Annotated in this window: 14 protein-coding genes and 1 pseudogene; 8 read left to right on the top strand and 7 right to left on the bottom strand. The window is 63.9% G+C overall.

Annotated elements, in window-relative coordinates; all coding sequences use genetic code 11:
• Positions 1-102: 102 nt before the first annotated feature.
• Together IAE37_RS29180 and IAE37_RS29175 are read right to left on the bottom strand one after the other, a co-directional pair.
• Entirely contained in the window at positions 103-867 is a 765-nt protein-coding gene (locus IAE37_RS29180; RefSeq protein WP_442967811.1) for a methyl-accepting chemotaxis protein, read from the bottom strand.
• A gap of 90 nt (positions 868-957) precedes the next feature.
• A pseudogene (locus IAE37_RS29175) lies at positions 958-1,833 on the bottom strand (HAMP domain-containing protein); the annotation flags it as partial.
• 311 nt (positions 1,834-2,144) lie between these two features.
• Here IAE37_RS29175 and IAE37_RS12435 point away from each other — a divergent pair.
• Complete coding sequence (locus tag IAE37_RS12435) at positions 2,145-3,620, top strand: helicase HerA-like domain-containing protein (RefSeq protein ID WP_201173987.1); 1,476 nt, start codon at positions 2,145-2,147, stop codon at positions 3,618-3,620.
• Between the two features lie 56 nt (positions 3,621-3,676).
• On the opposite strand, the gene IAE37_RS12430 is transcribed toward IAE37_RS12435, so the two are convergent.
• Positions 3,677-5,149: an inorganic phosphate transporter gene (locus IAE37_RS12430; RefSeq protein ID WP_201173984.1), complete on the bottom strand. Its 1,473-nt coding sequence runs from the start codon at positions 5,147-5,149 to the stop codon at positions 3,677-3,679.
• A gap of 302 nt (positions 5,150-5,451) precedes the next feature.
• The gene (locus tag IAE37_RS12425; protein ID WP_201174006.1) at positions 5,452-5,652 is read right to left on the bottom strand and encodes a hypothetical protein; all 201 of its coding nucleotides are present in this window, start codon (positions 5,650-5,652) and stop codon (positions 5,452-5,454) included.
• Between the two features lie 438 nt (positions 5,653-6,090).
• On the opposite strand from IAE37_RS12425, the gene pcaR reads away from it, so the two are divergent.
• The 7 genes from pcaR to pcaC all read left to right on the top strand — a co-directional run bounded on the left by pcaR (position 6,091) and on the right by pcaC (position 14,066).
• Positions 6,091-6,966, top strand: coding sequence for a pca regulon transcriptional regulator PcaR (gene pcaR / locus IAE37_RS12420; RefSeq protein ID WP_236409922.1), 876 nt, complete (start codon positions 6,091-6,093; stop codon positions 6,964-6,966).
• A 323-nt stretch (positions 6,967-7,289) separates the two neighbouring features.
• Positions 7,290-8,636 carry an MFS transporter gene (locus IAE37_RS12415; protein ID WP_201173981.1) on the top strand — a complete coding sequence of 449 codons (1,347 nt, stop codon included), beginning with the start codon at positions 7,290-7,292 and terminating at the stop codon, positions 8,634-8,636.
• A gap of 177 nt (positions 8,637-8,813) precedes the next feature.
• Entirely contained in the window at positions 8,814-10,019 is a 1,206-nt protein-coding gene (gene pcaF, locus IAE37_RS12410; RefSeq protein WP_201174002.1) for a 3-oxoadipyl-CoA thiolase, read from the top strand.
• A 189-nt stretch (positions 10,020-10,208) separates the two neighbouring features.
• Positions 10,209-11,498, top strand: coding sequence for an MFS family transporter (locus tag IAE37_RS12405; protein ID WP_201173979.1), 1,290 nt, complete (start codon positions 10,209-10,211; stop codon positions 11,496-11,498).
• Between the two features lie 9 nt (positions 11,499-11,507).
• Positions 11,508-12,860 carry a 3-carboxy-cis,cis-muconate cycloisomerase gene (locus IAE37_RS12400; protein WP_201173976.1) on the top strand — a complete coding sequence of 451 codons (1,353 nt, stop codon included), beginning with the start codon at positions 11,508-11,510 and terminating at the stop codon, positions 12,858-12,860.
• Positions 12,861-12,871: 11 nt separating this feature from the next.
• The gene (gene pcaD, locus IAE37_RS12395) at positions 12,872-13,663 is read left to right on the top strand and encodes a 3-oxoadipate enol-lactonase (protein WP_201173972.1); all 792 of its coding nucleotides are present in this window, start codon (positions 12,872-12,874) and stop codon (positions 13,661-13,663) included.
• A 10-nt stretch (positions 13,664-13,673) separates the two neighbouring features.
• A complete protein-coding gene (gene pcaC, locus IAE37_RS12390; RefSeq protein ID WP_201173964.1) occupies positions 13,674-14,066 on the top strand; it encodes a 4-carboxymuconolactone decarboxylase in 393 nt (130 codons plus the stop codon).
• A 106-nt stretch (positions 14,067-14,172) separates the two neighbouring features.
• Here pcaC and IAE37_RS12385 read toward each other — a convergent pair whose 3' ends face one another.
• The 3 genes from IAE37_RS12385 to IAE37_RS12375 all read right to left on the bottom strand — a co-directional run bounded on the left by IAE37_RS12385 (position 14,173) and on the right by IAE37_RS12375 (position 17,101).
• The gene (locus tag IAE37_RS12385; RefSeq protein ID WP_201173961.1) at positions 14,173-14,697 is read right to left on the bottom strand and encodes an Mpo1 family 2-hydroxy fatty acid dioxygenase; all 525 of its coding nucleotides are present in this window, start codon (positions 14,695-14,697) and stop codon (positions 14,173-14,175) included.
• 103 nt (positions 14,698-14,800) lie between these two features.
• Positions 14,801-15,724 (bottom strand): LysR family transcriptional regulator, encoded by a 924-nt coding sequence (locus IAE37_RS12380; RefSeq protein WP_201173957.1) that lies wholly within the window; start codon positions 15,722-15,724, stop codon positions 14,801-14,803.
• Positions 15,725-15,847: 123 nt separating this feature from the next.
• Complete coding sequence (locus tag IAE37_RS12375) at positions 15,848-17,101, bottom strand: OprD family porin (protein WP_201173955.1); 1,254 nt, start codon at positions 17,099-17,101, stop codon at positions 15,848-15,850.
• Positions 17,102-17,277 lie beyond the last annotated feature (176 nt).

The raw sequence follows: 17,277 nt of genomic DNA, 5'->3' as shown, positions 1-17,277 counted from the left end.
CTCCTACAGGACCATCGAAACCGCTGGGGTTGTAGGGTCTCTGTAGGAGCGGCGGTTCGCCGCTGCGATTTACCCGCGAAAAAGGCAACGCGGTCTAACTAGTCAGATCCGGAAACTACCCACCAGATGCTTCAGCCGCGTCGCCTGCTGCTCCAGGTCCGAACACGCACGCAACGTCGCCTGCAGGTTCTCGACGCCTTCCTGGTTGAGCATGTTGATCTCGTTGATGTCCATGTTGATCGAGTCGACCACGGCGGTCTGTTCCTCGGTGGCGGTGGCCACCGACTGGTTCATGCCGTCGATCTCGCCAATGCGCACGGTCACGCTGTCCAGGCGTTCGCCGGCCTGGTTGGCGATGGCCATGCTGTCCTGGCTGTGGCGTTGGCTCTGGCCCATGGTCTCGACCGATTCGCGTGCACCGACCTGCAACTCTTCGATCATGGCCTGCACCTGTTGCGCCGATTCCTGGGTGCGGTGCGCCAGGTTGCGGACCTCGTCGGCGACCACGGCGAAGCCACGGCCGGCTTCACCGGCACGGGCCGCCTCGATCGCCGCATTGAGCGCCAGCAGGTTGGTCTGCTGCGAGATGCTGGTGATCACTTCGAGGATCTGGCCAATGTTGACGGTTTTGCTGTTGAGGGTCTCGATGTGCGCGCTGGAGGTGACGATCAGGTCCGACAGGCGATTCATCGCGTCAATGTTGCGCTCTACCACTTGCTGCCCTTCCTCGGCCAACAGGCGTGCGGAGCTGGCATGCTGCGAAGCCTGGGCGGCGTTGCCGGCGATTTCCTGGGCGGCGGCACCCAGTTCGTTGATGGCGGCGGCGACGCTGTTGGTGCGGTTGGATTGTTCGTCGGAGTTGCTCATCGACGAGTTGGAGGCGCTGATCACCCGCAGGGCCACTTCGTTGACCTGTTGGGTGGCCGACGACACCTCGCGGATCGACTCGTGGATGCGCTCGACGAAGCGGTTGAACGCGGCCCCGAGAATGCCGAACTCGTCATGGTTGTGAATGGCCAGGCGGCGGGTCAGGTCGCCTTCGCCTTCGGCGATGTTCTCCATGGCACGGGTCATGGTGTGCAGCGGTTGCATCAGTACACGAATCAGCAGGCCGAGCAGGGCGATGATGATCACCACCGCTACCACCGTGGCGATCACCGCCGAGGTGCGGAAGGTGCTGAGCATGGTGAAGGCCTTGTCCTTGTCCACGGACAGGCCGATGTACCAGTTCGCCGAAGGCAGGCCCTTGATCGGGGTGAAGGTCAGCAGGCGGGCCTGGCCATGGCTCTCGACCTCGGTCAGGTCGGCGGACAGCTTCGGTGTGTTGTGCGGGAACAGGTCCGACAGCGACTTCATCACCAGGTCTTTGTCCGGATGGACCAGGACCTTGCCTTGGTCGTTGACCAGGAACGCATAGCCCATGCCGCCGAAGTTCAGCGAGTTGATGATCTGCACCAAGCCGTCGAGGGCCAGGTCGCCGCCCACTACGCCGACATTGGAAGACACTTTGTCGATGATGCCGATGACCATCTTGTTGGTGGTCATGTCGATGTAGGGTTCGGTGAGCATGACGCCGGTGGCGCTCATGCCGTCCTTGTACCAGGGGCGGGTACGCGGGTCGTAGCCGTCGGGCATGGGCGCATCCGGGCGTACGCTGAAGCCGCCGTCGGCCTTGCCCAGGTACACGGTCAGGAAACTCGAAGTCAGGGCGCTCTGGCCCATCAAGGTTTCCGCCGTGGTAGGCGCCTGGGCGATGTTCTGCGCCAGGTTTTCCACCAGTTTGATGCGGCCATCGAACAGGTTGCGAATATTGGTAGCAGTCGATTCTCCCATCTCGGAGAGATAGTTCTCCAGGTTGGCCCTGATCGCATTACGCTGGAGATAGTCGCTGTAGAGTGTGAAAAGGCTGAAGGCGAGTATCACGATCAGCGAAGCTGCCAGAAGAATCTTGTGGCTGAATCGAAGGCTTCTATTCATGGCGTAATCGGTTCCGCTAAGGTTTAAATCGGGTGTTCGCAGGCAAATAGCCGCAAAACAGTGCAACATCCCGTTAAGTCCCTTTAGGGGTGTTACTGTCTTTCACGCGAATCTCACGGTAGATATCGGCCACTGGGCTGCAAAGCTTGAACAGAGGATGAAATAAGATGACGGATACTTCGCAGATAGTGGTGGGTGCCGGCCAGGACGGCCAGCCGGTCAGCCAGGCCATGCGACTGGCCAACCGCCATGGGCTGGTCGCTGGGGCCACCGGCACCGGCAAGACCGTCACCCTGCAGCACTTGGCCGAGGTGTTCAGCGATGCTGGCGTGGCCGTGTTCGCCGCCGATGTCAAAGGTGACCTGTGCGGCCTTGGCGCGGCGGGTGCACCTCAGGGCAAGGTGGCCGAGCGCATTGCCGGCATGCCGTGGCTGGGGCATGTGCCCAAGGCCTACCCGGTCAGCCTGTGGGACATCGCCGGGCAGTCCGGCCATCCGCTGCGCACCACCCTCACCGACATGGGGCCGTTGTTGCTGGGCAATCTGCTGGAACTGACCGACAGCCAGCAGGCAGCGCTGTATGCGGCCTTCAAGGTGGCCGACCGTGAAGGCCTGTTGTTGCTCGACCTGAAGGACCTCAAGGCGCTGCTCGCCCATCTCAAGGACAACCCTCAACTGCTCGGCGAGGACAGCGCGCTGATGACCGGCGCCTCGACCCAGGCCTTGCTGCGGCGGCTGGCAACGCTGGAACAGCAGGGTGCCGAGGCGTTGTTCGGCGAGCCGGCCCTGCAGCTCGAAGACCTGCTGCGCCCGGAGGCGGACGGTCGTGGCCGCATTCACCTGCTCGATGCCAGCCGCCTGGTGCACGAGGCACCCAAGGTCTACGCGACCTTCCTCCTGTGGTTGCTGGCCGAGCTGTTCGAGCAGTTGCCCGAGCGTGGCGATGCCGACAAGCCGGTGCTGGCGTTGTTCTTCGACGAGGCCCACTTGCTGTTCAACGGCACGCCCAAGGCCCTGCAGGACCGTCTCGAGCAAGTGGTGCGGCTGATTCGCTCGAAAGGCGTCGGGGTGTACTTCGTGACCCAGTCACCGGGTGACTTGCCCGACGCCGTGCTGGCCCAGTTGGGTCTGCGTATCCAGCATGGGCTGCGGGCCTTCACCGCCAAGGAGCAGAAGTCGTTGCGGGCAGTGGCCGATGGCTTCCGTCCGAACCCGGCGTTCGACACCCTGGCGGTGCTCACCGAGTTGGGCATCGGTGAAGCGTTGGTTGGCACTCTGGAGGAGAAAGGCACGCCGGCGATGGTCCAGCGGGTGTTGGTGGCGCCACCGCAATCGCGGATCGGGCCATTGAGCACGGCCGAGCGCAGTGCGCTGATCGCCTCCTCGCCATTGGCCGGGCGCTACGATAAGCCGGTCGATCGTGAATCGGCGTATGAAATGCTGACCCAGCGCAAGGGCGAGCCGGTGGAGCCGGCGCCAGTGCCCAAGCCGGACGAGGAAAGCCTGGCCGACAAGGCCGGGGACTTCTTGCAGAGTGCGGCGGGGCAGGCGATCAAGTCGGCCGTGCGCCAGGCGGCCAACCAGTTGGGCCGACAGTTGGTGCGTGGGTTGATGGGGTCGCTGCTGGGGAAGAAAAAGCGCTAGCGCGCACCCATGAAAAAGGCGCCCGAGGGCGCCTTTTTCATGATGGCAGGGATGCCTCAGGCCAGTGCCTTGGACGCCAGCCAGAACAGCCCCGCCGCCAGGCCCATCGAGGCCGGCAGGGTCAGTACCCAGGCCAGCAGGATGGTTTTCACGGTGCCGCCTTGCAGGCCGCTCTTGTTGGCGACCATGGTGCCGGCCACGCCGGACGACAGCACATGGGTGGTCGATACCGGAAGCGCGAACACGTTGGCCATGCCGATGGCGCAGGCTGCGGTGATCTGCGCCGACATGCCCTGGGCGTAGGTCATGCCCTGCTTGCCGATCTTCTCGCCAACGGTCAGGACCACGCGCTTCCAGCCGACCATGGTGCCCAGGCCCAGGGCCAGGGCGACGGCCACGATCACCCAGAACGGGGCGTATTCGGTGGTGGCGGTAAGGTCCTTGCGCAGTTTATCGAGGTCGGACTTCTCGCGGGCGTCCAGGCCTGGCAGCTTGCCGACCTTCTTCGCGGTATCGTCCAGGCACAGCAGGTAGCGGCGTACTTCCACGCGCTTGTCGGCGCTCAGGTCGTGGTAGTCGGTCACGCCCTTGAGCGAGGATTGCAGGGCGGCGATGGTCGGTTCGGTCTGCTGCGGGTTGCAACTGAACTGCGCTGGCAGGTCGCCGGACTTGGCCTTGCCCAGGGCCAGGAACTCGCCCAGCGTCGCTTCGTTGCGCTGGTAGAACTGGCTCATGTGCAGGGTGGCGTCGCGGGTACGCTCGATCTGGTAGGTGGTGCTGTTGAGGTCGAGCACGAACTTGGCCGGGACGATACCGATCAGTACCAGCATGATCAGGCCAATGCCTTTCTGGCCGTCGTTGGACCCGTGCACGAAGCTCACGCCCATTGCCGAGATCACCAGTACCAGGCGGTTCCAGAAGGGAGGGTGCTTCTTGTCGTCGAGCTTGCGACGCTGCTCCGGCGTCTTGTGCATCTTCGACAGCGGGCGCCACCACTTCAGCCCGATCAGCACCAGCGCGGCAACGGCGAAGCCGGCCAGGGGCGAGACCACCAGCGACATGGCGATGTCGATCGCCTTCTGCCAGTTGACCCCATCACCCAGTGGGATGTCGTTGATCATCGCGTTGGCCAGGCCCACGCCGAGGATCGAGCCGATCAGGGTATGCGAGCTGGAGGCGGGAATGCCGAAGTACCAGGTGCCCAGGTTCCAGGTGATGGCCGCAGCCAACAGCGAGAACACCATGGCCAGGCCGTGGCCGGTATTCACGTTGATCAGCAGCTCGACCGGCAGCAGGTGGACGATGGCATAGGCCACGCCGACGCCGCCCAGCAGAACGCCGAGGAAGTTGAACACCCCGGAGAAGAACACGGCCAGGTGCGGAGGCATGGCTTTGGTATAGATGACGGTGGCTACCGCGTTGGCGGTGTCATGAAAGCCATTGATGAACTCGAATGCGAGCACGAAGGTCAGGGCGAGCAGCAGGCTCACCAACACCCAGGCATCCAGTCCGCTGAATAAATCGATCATGAAGGTTGTCTGGCGGTCATAGGGGGGCCGGATTATGCCAGAAAACCTTGGCAATCGATGCACCCGCTACTGACCGATGGCAATCTTGCAACCGGCTTCACGTGATGGGCAAGCGGAGCCAAGACCTACCTAAGTCACAGAAATTTCGCTCATTATCGAGAAAATTCTGGAAAACGGCGGCAAAAATGCAAGCTGGCCTGAATTCAAACGGATGTATGAAATTTGTGTAATTCCATTTCATCTTCAGCCTGGCGGTAAAGATCTGCCCGCATCGGCTGACGCGGGCGAGCGGATCGGCAGGTTCAGGCGCCGTCGCTGCGCAGTTCCTTTTCCATTTTCTCCAGCTCCTCGCTGAAGGCCTGGTCACGGATGCTGGCGCGTTTGCGCCAAGGTTTACGCTCTGGATCCGGTTGAGCGGCATAGGTGGTGACTTCCCCACCGTAAACTTCCTTGTAACGTTCAGCCTGGCGCTCGAGTTCGGCGCGCAGTTCGTCTTTCGTCACAGTAATACCTGATTCAAGTTGAAGGGGCGTTCGCCTGGCGTTTGCAGAAAAGTGCCCGAATGGCATTGCACCATTGCCGATGCGTTTCCAGCCAGTGCGGCGATTATAGCAATCGGCAAAATACCCGGCAGGCATCTTTACCCAATATTGACCGGGCATGACGATAATGTTCGAGGGAAGGTAAGTATTCCCACGTGCTTAGCCAAGTTTGAAAGGGTTCGGTTCGGAAAGTTCGCAAAAGCGCAGGCACAAACAAAAACGGCCCCGCACAAGGCGAGGCCGTTGCCTGGGGACTTCTACGGTGGGTACCTGACCAGTCTCTCCAAAGAAGCCACATGTGGCATGAGCAAGGTATAAGCAAATGTGGCAGCGGTCAATTGCGATTATCGGCCGTTCGTTCGATAATCGCACGAACCAGCGATTTTTTTGAGGTGATCGATGAACGACGAAATCCAGCCGGTGGAGACCGCCAGCGCGGAACCTGGACGCACGACCGCTCCAGCCCTGGCGCCACCGATCGTGGCCTCGCCGGCCAAGCGTATCCAGGCCTTCACCGGTGATCCGGACTTCATGACTTCGCTGGCGCGCGGCCTGGCGGTGATCCAGGCATTCCAGGAGCGCAAGCGGCACCTGACCATCGCCCAGATCAGCCACCGCACGGAAATCCCCCGCGCTGCCGTGCGCCGTTGCCTGCACACCTTGATCAAGCTCGGCTATGCCACCACCGATGGGCGCACCTATTCGTTGCTGCCCAAGGTGCTCACCCTCGGCCACGCCTACCTGTCGTCGACACCGTTGGCGGTGTCTGCCCAGCCGTACCTGGACCGCATCAGCGACAAGCTGCACGAGGCTGCCAACATGGCCACGCTGGAGGGCGACGACATCCTCTATATCGCGCGTTCGGCCACGGTCGAGCGGCTGATCTCGGTCGACCTGTCGGTGGGGGGCCGGCTGCCGGCATACTGCACCTCGATGGGGCGTATCCTGCTGGCGGCGCTGGACGACACCAGCCTGCGCGAATACCTCGAGCGGGCCGACCTCAAGGCCCGTACCAGCCGCACGCTGCATGATGCCGAGTCGCTGTTCGCCTGCATCCAGCAGGTGCGCGCGCAGGGCTGGTGCGTGGTGGACCAGGAGCTGGAACAGGGCTTGCGCTCCATCGCGGTGCCGATCTACGACGCCTCCGGGCAGGTACTGGCGGCGCTGAACGTCAGTACCCATGTCGGTCGAGTCAGCCGCAGCGAGCTGGAGCAGCGCTTCCTGCCGATTCTGCTGGCCGCCAGCCGCGACCTCTGCCATCAACTGTTTGGTTGAATGCATGCCAGGGGTCGCCAGGCGGCCCCATTTTCGAGCAGGCTCGCGCCATTCCTGTGCGATAAACGCACAGTGTCGTCCCTGGCGAATTGCGTCACCCCCCAGCCGCTGATTAATGTCTTTCGCAGCGGTCGGCTGTGCCGACCGGACAAGAAAAACATCAGAGGCACACAGCATGATTACTGTCCACCATCTGCCACGGCCGCACCCGTGTGCAGACCTGTTTTATCCAGGCTGACCCAGGCCACCCTCAATCGATGATCGAACCTGCGCCTGTCGCTCACGTGCAGTGACGTGCCTGTGCCCATTTCTGGATAACAACAATGAACAAACCGCAAGCGACTGTCGGCAATTGCCTCGACGTTCAAACTTTCATCAACCAGCAGCCTTTGTCCGCCTATCAATGGCGGGTGGTGATTCTCTGCTTCCTGATCGTTTTCCTGGACGGCCTCGATACCGCCGCCATGGGCTTCATTGCCCCGGCCTTGTCCCAGGAGTGGGGCATCGACCGTGCCAGCCTCGGCCCGGTCATGAGTGCGGCGCTGATCGGCATGGTGTTCGGTGCCCTGGGCTCTGGGCCGCTGGCCGACCGATTCGGTCGCAAGGTGGTGCTGGTGGGCGCGGTACTGGTATTCGGTGGCTTCAGCCTGGCGTCGGCCTATGCCACCAACGTCGACCAGTTGCTGGTGCTGCGCCTGCTGACCGGCATCGGGCTTGGCGCGGGCATGCCCAACGCCACCACATTGCTGTCCGAATACACCCCGGAGCGCCTCAAGTCGCTGCTGGTGACCAGCATGTTCTGCGGTTTCAACCTGGGCATGGCCGGCGGCGGGTTCCTTTCGGCGAAGATGATCCCGGCCTACGGCTGGCACAGCTTGCTGGTGATCGGCGGGGTGCTGCCGCTGCTCCTGGTGCTGGTGCTCATGGCTTGGCTGCCGGAGTCGGCGCGTTTTCTGGTGGTGCGCAACCGCGGCAGCGAGAAGGTGCGCAAGACGCTGGCGCCGATCGCGCCCGATGTGGTGGCCCAGGCCGGCAGCTTCAGCGTGCCGGAGCAGAAGGTGGTGGCCACCCGCAACGTCTTCGCGGTGATCTTCTCGGGCACCTATGGCCTGGGCACCGTGCTGCTGTGGCTGACCTATTTCATGGGCCTGGTCATTGTCTACCTGCTGACCAGCTGGTTGCCGACGTTGATGCGTGACAGCGGCGCAAGCATGGAACAGGCGGCGTTCATCGGCGCATTGTTCCAGTTTGGCGGGGTGCTCAGCGCAGTGATCGTCGGCTGGGCCATGGACCGTTACAATCCGCACAAGGTGATCGGCATCTTCTACCTGCTGGCGGGTGTGTTCGCCTACGCCGTAGGCCAGAGCCTGGGCAACATCACCCTGCTCGCGACCCTGGTGCTGATCGCTGGCATGTGCGTCAACGGCGCGCAGTCGGCCATGCCGTCGCTGGCGGCGCGTTTCTACCCGACCCAGGGGCGAGCCACGGGTGTATCGTGGATGCTCGGGATCGGCCGTTTCGGCGCGATCCTCGGGGCCTGGAGCGGCGCGACATTGCTGGGCCTGGGCTGGAACTTCGAACAGGTGCTGACCGCCTTGCTGGTACCGGCTGCGCTGGCCACGGTGGGGGTTATCGTCAAGGGGCTGGTCAGCCACGCCGACGCTACCTGAAGGTAAGGGCTCGGGCAGATAGTTAGGGCTGCAATAATCAGTTCGATAATCGCCCATATAGTCGATTATCGGATTGTCCAGCCCCGGCTCTCTCCTTAATCTGAATGCCATAGTGGAACCCTGACCAGGGATCGAAACCCATACCGCCGCGGCCCACGGCCATGTGGCAGGAGAAGCCTGATGCGTGACGTTTTCATCTGTGATGCCATCCGTACCCCGATCGGCCGCTTCGGCGGCGCCCTGGCCAGCGTACGTGCCGACGACCTGGCAGCGGTGCCGCTCAAGGCGCTGATCGAGCGCAACCCGCAGGTGGCCTGGGACCAACTCGACGAAGTGTTCTTCGGCTGCGCCAACCAGGCCGGTGAAGACAACCGCAACGTGGCGCGCATGGCGCTGCTGCTGGCGGGCCTGCCGGACAGCGTGCCAGGCGTGACCCTCAACCGCCTGTGTGCCTCGGGCATGGACGCCATCGGTACGGCGTTCCGCGCCATCGCCAGTGGCGAGATGGAGCTGGCGATCGCCGGCGGCGTCGAGTCGATGTCGCGTGCACCGTTCGTGATGGGCAAGGCCGAAAGCGGCTATTCGCGCAACATGAAGCTGGAAGACACCACCATCGGCTGGCGCCTGATCAACCCGCTGATGAAAAAACAGTATGGCGTCGACTCGATGCCGGAAACCGCCGATAACGTCGCCGACGACTACCAGGTCTCGCGCGCCGACCAGGACGCCTTCGCCCTGCGCAGCCAGCAGAAGGCCGCTGCGGCCCAGGCGGCCGGCTTCTTCGATGAAGAGATCGTGCCGGTGCGTATCGTCCACAAGAAGGGCGAGACCGTGGTCGAGCGCGACGAGCACCTGCGTCCAGATACCACCCTGGAAGCGTTGACCAAGCTCAAGCCGGTCAATGGCCCGGACAAGACCGTCACCGCCGGCAACGCCTCGGGCGTCAACGACGGTGCCGCGGCGCTGATCCTGGCCTCGGCCGAAGCGGTCGAGAAGCACGGCCTGACCCCGCGTGCCCGCGTCCTGGGCATGGCCAGCGCCGGCGTGGCGCCGCGCGTGATGGGCATCGGCCCGGTGCCGGCGGTACGCAAGCTGACCGAGCGCCTGGGCGTGGCGGTGGCCGATTTCGATGTCATCGAGCTCAACGAAGCCTTCGCCAGCCAAGGCCTGGCAGTGCTGCGTGAGCTGGGCGTGGCCGACGATGCGCCGCAGGTGAACCCCAACGGCGGCGCGATCGCCCTGGGCCATCCGCTGGGCATGAGCGGCGCGCGCCTGGTGCTGACCGCGCTTCACCAGCTGGAGAAGAGCGGTGGGCGCAAAGGCCTGGCGACCATGTGCGTGGGTGTTGGCCAGGGCCTGGCATTGGCGATCGAACGGGTTTGACCTGTATCGGCCTTTTCGCGGGGCAAGCCCATTACCACAGGGGAACCACGCCTCCCAGGTGGGAGCGGGCTTGCCCCCGCGAAGAGGCCGGCACCTAAGACACAAGGCCAATTGCCTGTCCCAAAGCGGAATGAGTGTGTTACTAGGTATGTCTAGACTTGCCAGTATCCCTCTAGGAGTAAAACCGCCATGAGCTCTACCTATTACACCGGCGAAGAGCGCAGCAAGCGCATCTTCGCCATCGTCGGTGCCTCGTCGGGCAACCTGGTCGAATGGTTCGACTTCTACGTCTACGCCTTCTGCGCAATCTACTTCGCCCCGGCCTTCTTCCCTTCCGACGACCCTACCGTGCAGTTGCTCAATACTGCAGGTGTGTTCGCCGCAGGCTTCCTCATGCGCCCCATCGGTGGCTGGATCTTCGGCCGCCTGGCCGACCGCCATGGCCGCAAGAACTCGCTGATGATTTCGGTGCTGATGATGTGCTTCGGCTCGCTGATGATCGCCTGCCTGCCCACCTACGCCACTCTCGGTGCGATGGCGCCTGCGCTGCTGTTGCTGGCTCGCTTGATCCAGGGCCTGTCGGTGGGCGGTGAGTACGGCACCACCGCCACTTACATGAGCGAAGTGGCGCTGCGTGGCCAGCGTGGCTTCTTCGCCTCGTTCCAGTACGTGACCCTGATCGGCGGCCAGCTGCTGGCAGTGCTGGTGGTGGTGATCCTGCAGCAGGTGCTGACCGAGGACGAACTGCGCGCCTGGGGCTGGCGCATTCCGTTCGTGGTCGGTGCGATCGCTGCGGTGATCTCGCTGATGCTGCGTCGCTCGCTGCACGAGACCAGCAGCGCCGAAACCCGCAAGGACAAGGAAGCGGGCACCATCAAGGGCCTGTTCCGCCACCACACGGCAGCGTTCATCACCGTACTGGGTTACACCGCTGGTGGTTCGCTGATCTTCTACACCTTCACCACCTACATGCAGAAGTACCTGGTCAACACCGCCGGCATGACCGCGAAGAACGCCAGCTTCGTGATGACCGGTGCGCTGTTCCTGTACATGGTCATGCAGCCGTTCTTCGGCATGCTTTCCGACCGCATTGGCCGGCGTAACTCGATGCTGCTGTTCGGTGCCCTCGGCACGATCTTCACCGTGCCGCTGCTGATGGCCCTGAAAACCGTGAGCAGCCCGTTCATGGCCTTCGTGCTGGTGACTCTGGCCCTGGCAATCGTCAGCTTCTATACCTCGATCAGCGGCCTGGTGAAGGCCGAGATGTTCCCGCCGCAGGTGCGCGCGCTGGGTGTGGGCCTGGCCTATGCCATCGCCAACGCGGCGTTCGGCGGCTCGGCCGAGTACGTGGCCCTGGGGTTGAAGACCCTGGGCATGGAAAACACCTTCTACTGGTACGTGACGGCCATGATGGCGATCGCCTTCCTGTTCAGCCTGCGTCTGCCGAAACAGGCGACGTACCTGCACCATGACGACTAAGGACGTGGCATGACCGACCAACTGTTCGACGCCTACTTCACCGCGCCGGCCATGCGCAAGGTGTTCTGCGACCGCGGCCGCCTGCAGGGCATGCTCGATTTCGAGGCTGCCCTGGCGCGTGCCGAAGCCTCCGTGGGACTGGTGCCGCAGGGTGCGGTGGCGGCCATCGAGGTGGCCTGCCAGGCGGAGCGTTATGACGTGGCCGCCCTGGCCGACGCCATCGCCACGGCTGGCAACTCGGCCATCCCGCTGGTCAAGGCGTTGGGCAAGGTGATTGCCAGCGGCGTGCCCGAGGCCGAGCGTTACGTGCACCTGGGCGCCACTAGCCAGGATGCCATGGACAGCGGGCTGATCCTGCAACTGCGCGATGCCTTGGACCTGCTCGAGGCCGACCTCGGCAAGCTGGCTGACAGCCTCTCGCACCAGGCCTTGCAGCATGCCGACACGCCCCTGGTGGGGCGCACCTGGCTGCAGCATGCGACGCCGGTGACGCTGGGCATGAAGTTGGCAGGCGTGCTCGGCGCGCTGACCCGTCATCGCCAGCGCCTCAAGGAACTGCGCCCGCGCCTGCTGGTGCTGCAGTTCGGTGGCGCATCCGGCAGCCTGGCCGCGCTGGGCGCCAAAGCCATGCCGGTGGCCGAGGCGCTGGCCGCGGAACTGGCGCTGAGCCTGCCCGAACAACCTTGGCACACCCAGCGTGACCGCCTGGTGGAGTTCGCTTCGGTACTGGCCCTGGTGGCCGGTACCCTGGGCAAGTTCGGTCGCGACCTCAGCCTGCTGATGCAGACCGAGGCCGGCGAGGTATTCGAGCCGTCGGCGCCAGGCAAGGGCGGCTCCTCGACCATGCCGCACAAGCGCAATCCGGTGGGTGCGGCGGTGCTGATCGGCGCTGCCACCCGCGTACCGGGCCTGCTGTCGACGCTTTACAGCGCCATGCCCCAGGAGCACGAACGCAGCCTAGGCTTGTGGCATGCCGAATGGGAAACCCTGCCGGACATCTGCTGCCTGGTCTCCGGTGCCCTGCGCCAGGCCCAGGTGATCGCCGACGGCATGGAAGTGGACGCTGCGCGCATGCGCCGCAACCTCGACCTGACCCAGGGCCTGGTGCTGGCCGAGGCGGTGAGCATCGTGCTCGCCCAGCGCCTGGGCCGCGACCGAGCCCATCATCTGCTGGAGCAGTGCTGCCAGCGTGCGGTGGCCGAACAACGGCATCTGCGTGCGGTGCTCGGCGACGATCCACAGGTCAGCGCCGAACTCAGCGCCGAAGAACTCGATCGCCTGCTCGACCCCGCTCATTACCTGGGCCAGGCCCGCGTCTGGGTGGCGCGGGCGGTGGCCGAACATCAACGATTCACTGCCTGAAGGAGACCGCTGTGGCGCACTTGCAACTGGCCGATGGCGTACTGAACTACCAAATCGATGGCCCGGCCGATGCGCCGGTACTGGTCCTGTCCAACTCGCTCGGCACCGACCTGGGCATGTGGGACAAGCAGATCCCGCTGTGGAGCCAGCACTTTCGCGTGCTGCGCTACGACACCCGCGGGCATGGTGCTTCGTTGGTCAGCGAAGGCTTCTACAGCATCGAGCAACTGGGCCGTGACGTGCTGGCCCTGCTCGATGCGCTGGACATCCACAAGGCTCACTTCGTCGGCCTGTCGATGGGGGGCCTGATCGGCCAGTGGCTGGGCATCAATGCCGGTGAGCGCCTGCTGAGCGTGACCCTGTGCAACACTGCCGCCAAGATCGCCAACGATGAGGTGTGGAACACCCGCATCGACACCGTGCTCAAGGGTGGTCAGCAGGCCATGGTCGATCTGCGCGATGGCTCGCTGGCCCGCTGGTTCACGCCGGGCTTCGTCGAGCAGCAGCCTGCCGAGGCCCAGCGCATCTGCCAGATGCTCGCGCAGACCAGCCCGCAGGGCTACGCGGCCAACTGCGCGGCGGTGCGCGATGCCGACTACCGTGAACAGCTCGGCCGCATCCAGGTACCGGCGCTGATCGTCGCCGGTACCGAAGACGTGGTGACCACCCCGGAACATGGCCGTTTCATGCAAAACGGCATCGCCGGCGCCGAGTACGTCGACTTCCCGGCCGCGCACCTGTCCAACGTCGAGATCGGCGATGCGTTCAGCCAGCGCGTGCTCGATTTCCTGCTGGCCCACTGAGGAGCACGCCATGGACGAGAAACAACGCTACGACGCTGGCATGCAGGTACGCCGCGCCGTACTCGGCGATGCCCACGTCGACCGCAGCCTGGAGAAGCTCAACGACTTCAATGGTGAGTTCCAGGAAATGATCACCCGGCATGCCTGGGGCGACATCTGGACCCGCCCGGGCCTGCCGCGTCACACCCGCAGCCTGATCACCATCGCCATGCTGATCGGCATGAACCGTAACGAAGAGCTCAAGCTGCACCTGCGTGCCGCAGCCAACAATGGCGTGACCCGCGACGAGATCAAGGAAGTGCTGATGCAGAGCGCGATCTACTGCGGCATTCCGGCGGCCAACGCCACCTTCCACCTGGCCGAGTCGGTGTGGGATGAGCTGGGCGTGGAGTCGCGCGAGTAGTCACGAGGTGAGTGGCGGCCGCTTCGCGGGCAAGCCCGCTCCCACAGGGATATCACTTCGCCCAGCGCGGTGAAACACCTGTGGGAGCGGGCTTGCCCGCGAATGGCTACACCGTCGCGTTCTTCCGCCGAATACCTACCGGCCCCGCCTTGGCCTCCACGGCCCGCTTCAATTCCACGCACAGCCCCAGCATGAACGCCGCCTCGGCCACCACGAACAGCGGCCCGATGATCAACCCGCTGATGTCATCGACGAATGCCGGCTTGCGGCCTTCGTAGTAGTGCCCGACGAACTGGATGACCCAGCCCACCACGAACGCGCCCAGCCCGGCGCTGAGCCACACACCTGTGGCCTGGATCGCCAGTGCCTGGCCGAGCCACAGGCACAAGCCCAGCAGCAGGCCCATGACCAGGCCGAAGCGCAGGTCGAGGCGCAGGTAGAACCACACTGAAGCCGCTGCCGCGAGCAGGGCAGGGGAGAGCCAGGCTCCAGCCACGTCCCAGCCGGGACGTGACAGCAGGATGGTCACCGCCACGACGATCAGCGGGATGCCGACGAAATGGCTGGCGATGTTGCGCGGGTCACGGTGGTAGTTGGCGTACTGGCTCAGGTGATCGACGAGGGTTTTCATTGTTGTGCCTCCCTGGATGGCCTGTTCGGCATTGTGTTGGCCGACACAGGTACACCCGCTTCGATACTGAACAGGATAGCCCCCAGCCACCACCATCATCAGTTCAGCGAATGCCAGCAGTCCGCATTGGCACATCCAGCTCCACCAACGTCTCGATCATCGCCCGCGCCGCGGGCGAAAGGCGGTAGCCACTGCGGCTGACCACCCCGCAGCGCACACTGAGCACCTCCAGCGCCGGCGGCAGGTTGCGCCAATGAAGGCGCACCAGGCGCCCGGCGGCGAGGTCTTCGGCCACCGCCTCTTCGCTTGCGGTACCAATCGCATCGCTGGCCTGGACCACGCTGCGCAGCACCTGCAGGTGTTCGGTCTGCAGGTGCGGGGTGAAGTCGTTACGCCCGCTCAGGTTGGCCAGGCGCTTGCGTACGCCGGGCGCGAGCAGGCCACTGGCCAGTGGATAGCTGAACAGGTCGTTGGTCGACAGGCTGTCCTTGGCCAGCAACGGGTGATCTGGGCGACAGAAGAACAGGCCCGGGCGAGGGGTGAGTGGCTCGGTATGGAAGTTGGGGTCGGATTCAAACGGGCGGATGTCGTCGACGAAGAATTCGATCTGCTCGCGGCGCAAGGCCTGGCCCAGGCGTTCGGCGTTGTCCACCAGCAGCGCGGTGCGGATACCGGGATGGCTGGCGATGAACTGGCGCAGTGCCTCGGGAACAAGCCGCACGGCCAGGGCCGGGCCGCTGCCGAAGTGCAGTTCGCCGGCGTCGAGCTTGGTCATCTGCAGCACTTCGTTGCTCAACTGCGCGGCGCCCTGCACCAGGCGCCGCGCATGTTGCAGCACCACCAGGCCCTCGGGCGTGGGCGGCAGGGCCTTGCTGGCACGGTCCACCAGCGGGCAGCCGAAGGTCTGCTCCAGGCCCTGGATGGCGCGGCTGAACGCGGGTTGGGTGATACCCATGGCTTCGGCGGCCCGGACGAAACTGCGATATTCGGTGAGGGCGATGAAGTAGCGCAGTTGGCGAAGGTCCATGTCGGGCTCTGCGGTGGGAACAGGGCCCGATTTAAGCGGTTACAGCTTATGTCGTCAAAGAAGGTTTATTGAGGCAGTTATATCTTTTTTGAATTACCTGGCCTCTTCGCGGGGCCAGCAGCTTCAAAGCAGATTCAACGGATAGCTGACGATCAAGCGGTTCTCGTCGAATGCATTGGTGCTGAAGTCCCGGCGCATGGTCGAGTTACGCCACTTCACCGACAGATCCTTGAACGACCCCGACTGCACCACGTAGGCCAGCTCGGTCTCGCGCGCCCATTCCTTGCCATCGTCGACGCCGCCGGCGCTGACGTTGTCGCCCTTTATGTAGCGGTTCATCAGGGTCAGCCCCGGGACGCCAACCGTGGCGAAGTTGAAGTCATGGCGTACCTGCCAGGAGCGTTCCTTGGCATTGTCGAAGCTCGAGTTGTAGCTGTCGTTGGCCAGGGTGCCGCCACTGGTGCCGTTGACCCGCAGCCAGGCATCGTCGCCGCTGACCTTCTGCAGGCCGACGTAGAAGGTATGCCCTTGGTAGCGTGCCGAGAGCAGCGCCGAAGCGGTGCGGTTGTCGAGTTCGCCAGCGCGTTCGGCACCATCTTCCTTGCCGACGAAGTAGCCGAGGTTGGCGCCCAGGGTCCAGTCGCCCAGGGGCTGGCTGTGCACCAGGTTGAGGTATTGCTGGCGGTAGATGTCCTTGAGCTGGGCATCCCACAGGCCAATCATCGTGCGCTTGTCGTTGAAGGTGTACTCGCCGCCGGCGAAGTTGAAACGGTCGGAGGTGAACGCGGCGCGGCCATTGAGCGACATGTCTTCCATGCTCGCGTCGTTGCGCGGGCTGTTGCCGCGGAACTGGCCGCCGTACAGCACCAGGCCGTCGATCTCGCGCGAGGTGAACTGGCCACCGCGGAAGGTTTGCGGCAACGAGCGACCGTCGTCCGAGCGCAGGATGGGCAGCACTGGCATCCATTCGCCGACCTTCAGTTCGGTTTGCGACAGTTTGGCCTTGAGGGCCACGCCCAGGCGGCCGAAATCATCGGCGGGGCGGCCATCGTCATGTACCGGCAGCAGGTGGGTGTTGGTGGTGCCTTTACCACCATCGAGCTTCACCGAATACAGGCCGAGCACGTCGACGCCGAAGCCGACGGTGCCCTGGGTGAAGCCCGAGCGGGCATCGAGGATGAAGCTCTGGGTCCATTCCTCGCCCTTGCTCTGGGCATTGGCCGGGTCGACGAAATTGCGGTTGATGTAGAAGTTGCGCAGGTTGAGGGAGGCCTTGGCGTCCTCCAGGAACCCACTTTCGTCGGCAAACGCGGGGAGCGCGCAGGAAACGGCCAACAGGCCGGGCAGCAGCTGGCGTGCGGGTTGCAAAGTACTCATCGGTATTGGATCTCTTGTTTTTATTGGGGTGATGCGAGTAGTGCGTGTAGGGATGGTGCGGGGCGGGGAAGGGGTGAGGCAATTCGTCGCAAACGGTAGTGGGCGATAATCGAACGTAAATGTTCCGTTTGGTTAATTAGTTGTCGAGCGGGCAACAAAAAGCCCACCGCCAGGGT

It is taken from the genome of Pseudomonas sp. S31, assembly GCF_016648105.1.
Taxonomy (GTDB): Bacteria; Pseudomonadota; Gammaproteobacteria; order Pseudomonadales; family Pseudomonadaceae; genus Aquipseudomonas.
The sequence above is the reverse complement of the archived record's forward strand: the minus strand, read 5'-3'. Positions and strand labels throughout refer to the sequence as shown.

What these genes read in the sequence shown, in the direction of transcription:
- pcaC (WP_201173964.1), top strand. Translation starts at nt 13,674, where the DNA reads ATGGACGAGAAACAACGCTACGACGCTGGCATGCAGGTACGCCGCGCC.
- IAE37_RS12405 (WP_201173979.1), top strand. Translation starts at nt 10,209, where the DNA reads ATGAGCTCTACCTATTACACCGGCGAAGAGCGCAGCAAGCGCATCTTC.
- IAE37_RS12400 (WP_201173976.1), top strand. Translation starts at nt 11,508, where the DNA reads ATGACCGACCAACTGTTCGACGCCTACTTCACCGCGCCGGCCATGCGC.
- IAE37_RS29180 (WP_442967811.1), bottom strand. Translation starts at nt 867, where the DNA reads ATGAGCAACTCCGACGAACAATCCAACCGCACCAACAGCGTCGCCGCC.
- IAE37_RS12380 (WP_201173957.1), bottom strand. Translation starts at nt 15,724, where the DNA reads ATGGACCTTCGCCAACTGCGCTACTTCATCGCCCTCACCGAATATCGC.
- IAE37_RS12430 (WP_201173984.1), bottom strand. Translation starts at nt 5,149, where the DNA reads ATGATCGATTTATTCAGCGGACTGGATGCCTGGGTGTTGGTGAGCCTG.
- IAE37_RS12415 (WP_201173981.1), top strand. Translation starts at nt 7,290, where the DNA reads ATGAACAAACCGCAAGCGACTGTCGGCAATTGCCTCGACGTTCAAACT.
- IAE37_RS12435 (WP_201173987.1), top strand. Translation starts at nt 2,145, where the DNA reads ATGACGGATACTTCGCAGATAGTGGTGGGTGCCGGCCAGGACGGCCAG.
- pcaR (WP_236409922.1), top strand. Translation starts at nt 6,091, where the DNA reads ATGAACGACGAAATCCAGCCGGTGGAGACCGCCAGCGCGGAACCTGGA.
- IAE37_RS12385 (WP_201173961.1), bottom strand. Translation starts at nt 14,697, where the DNA reads ATGAAAACCCTCGTCGATCACCTGAGCCAGTACGCCAACTACCACCGT.
- IAE37_RS12375 (WP_201173955.1), bottom strand. Translation starts at nt 17,101, where the DNA reads ATGAGTACTTTGCAACCCGCACGCCAGCTGCTGCCCGGCCTGTTGGCC.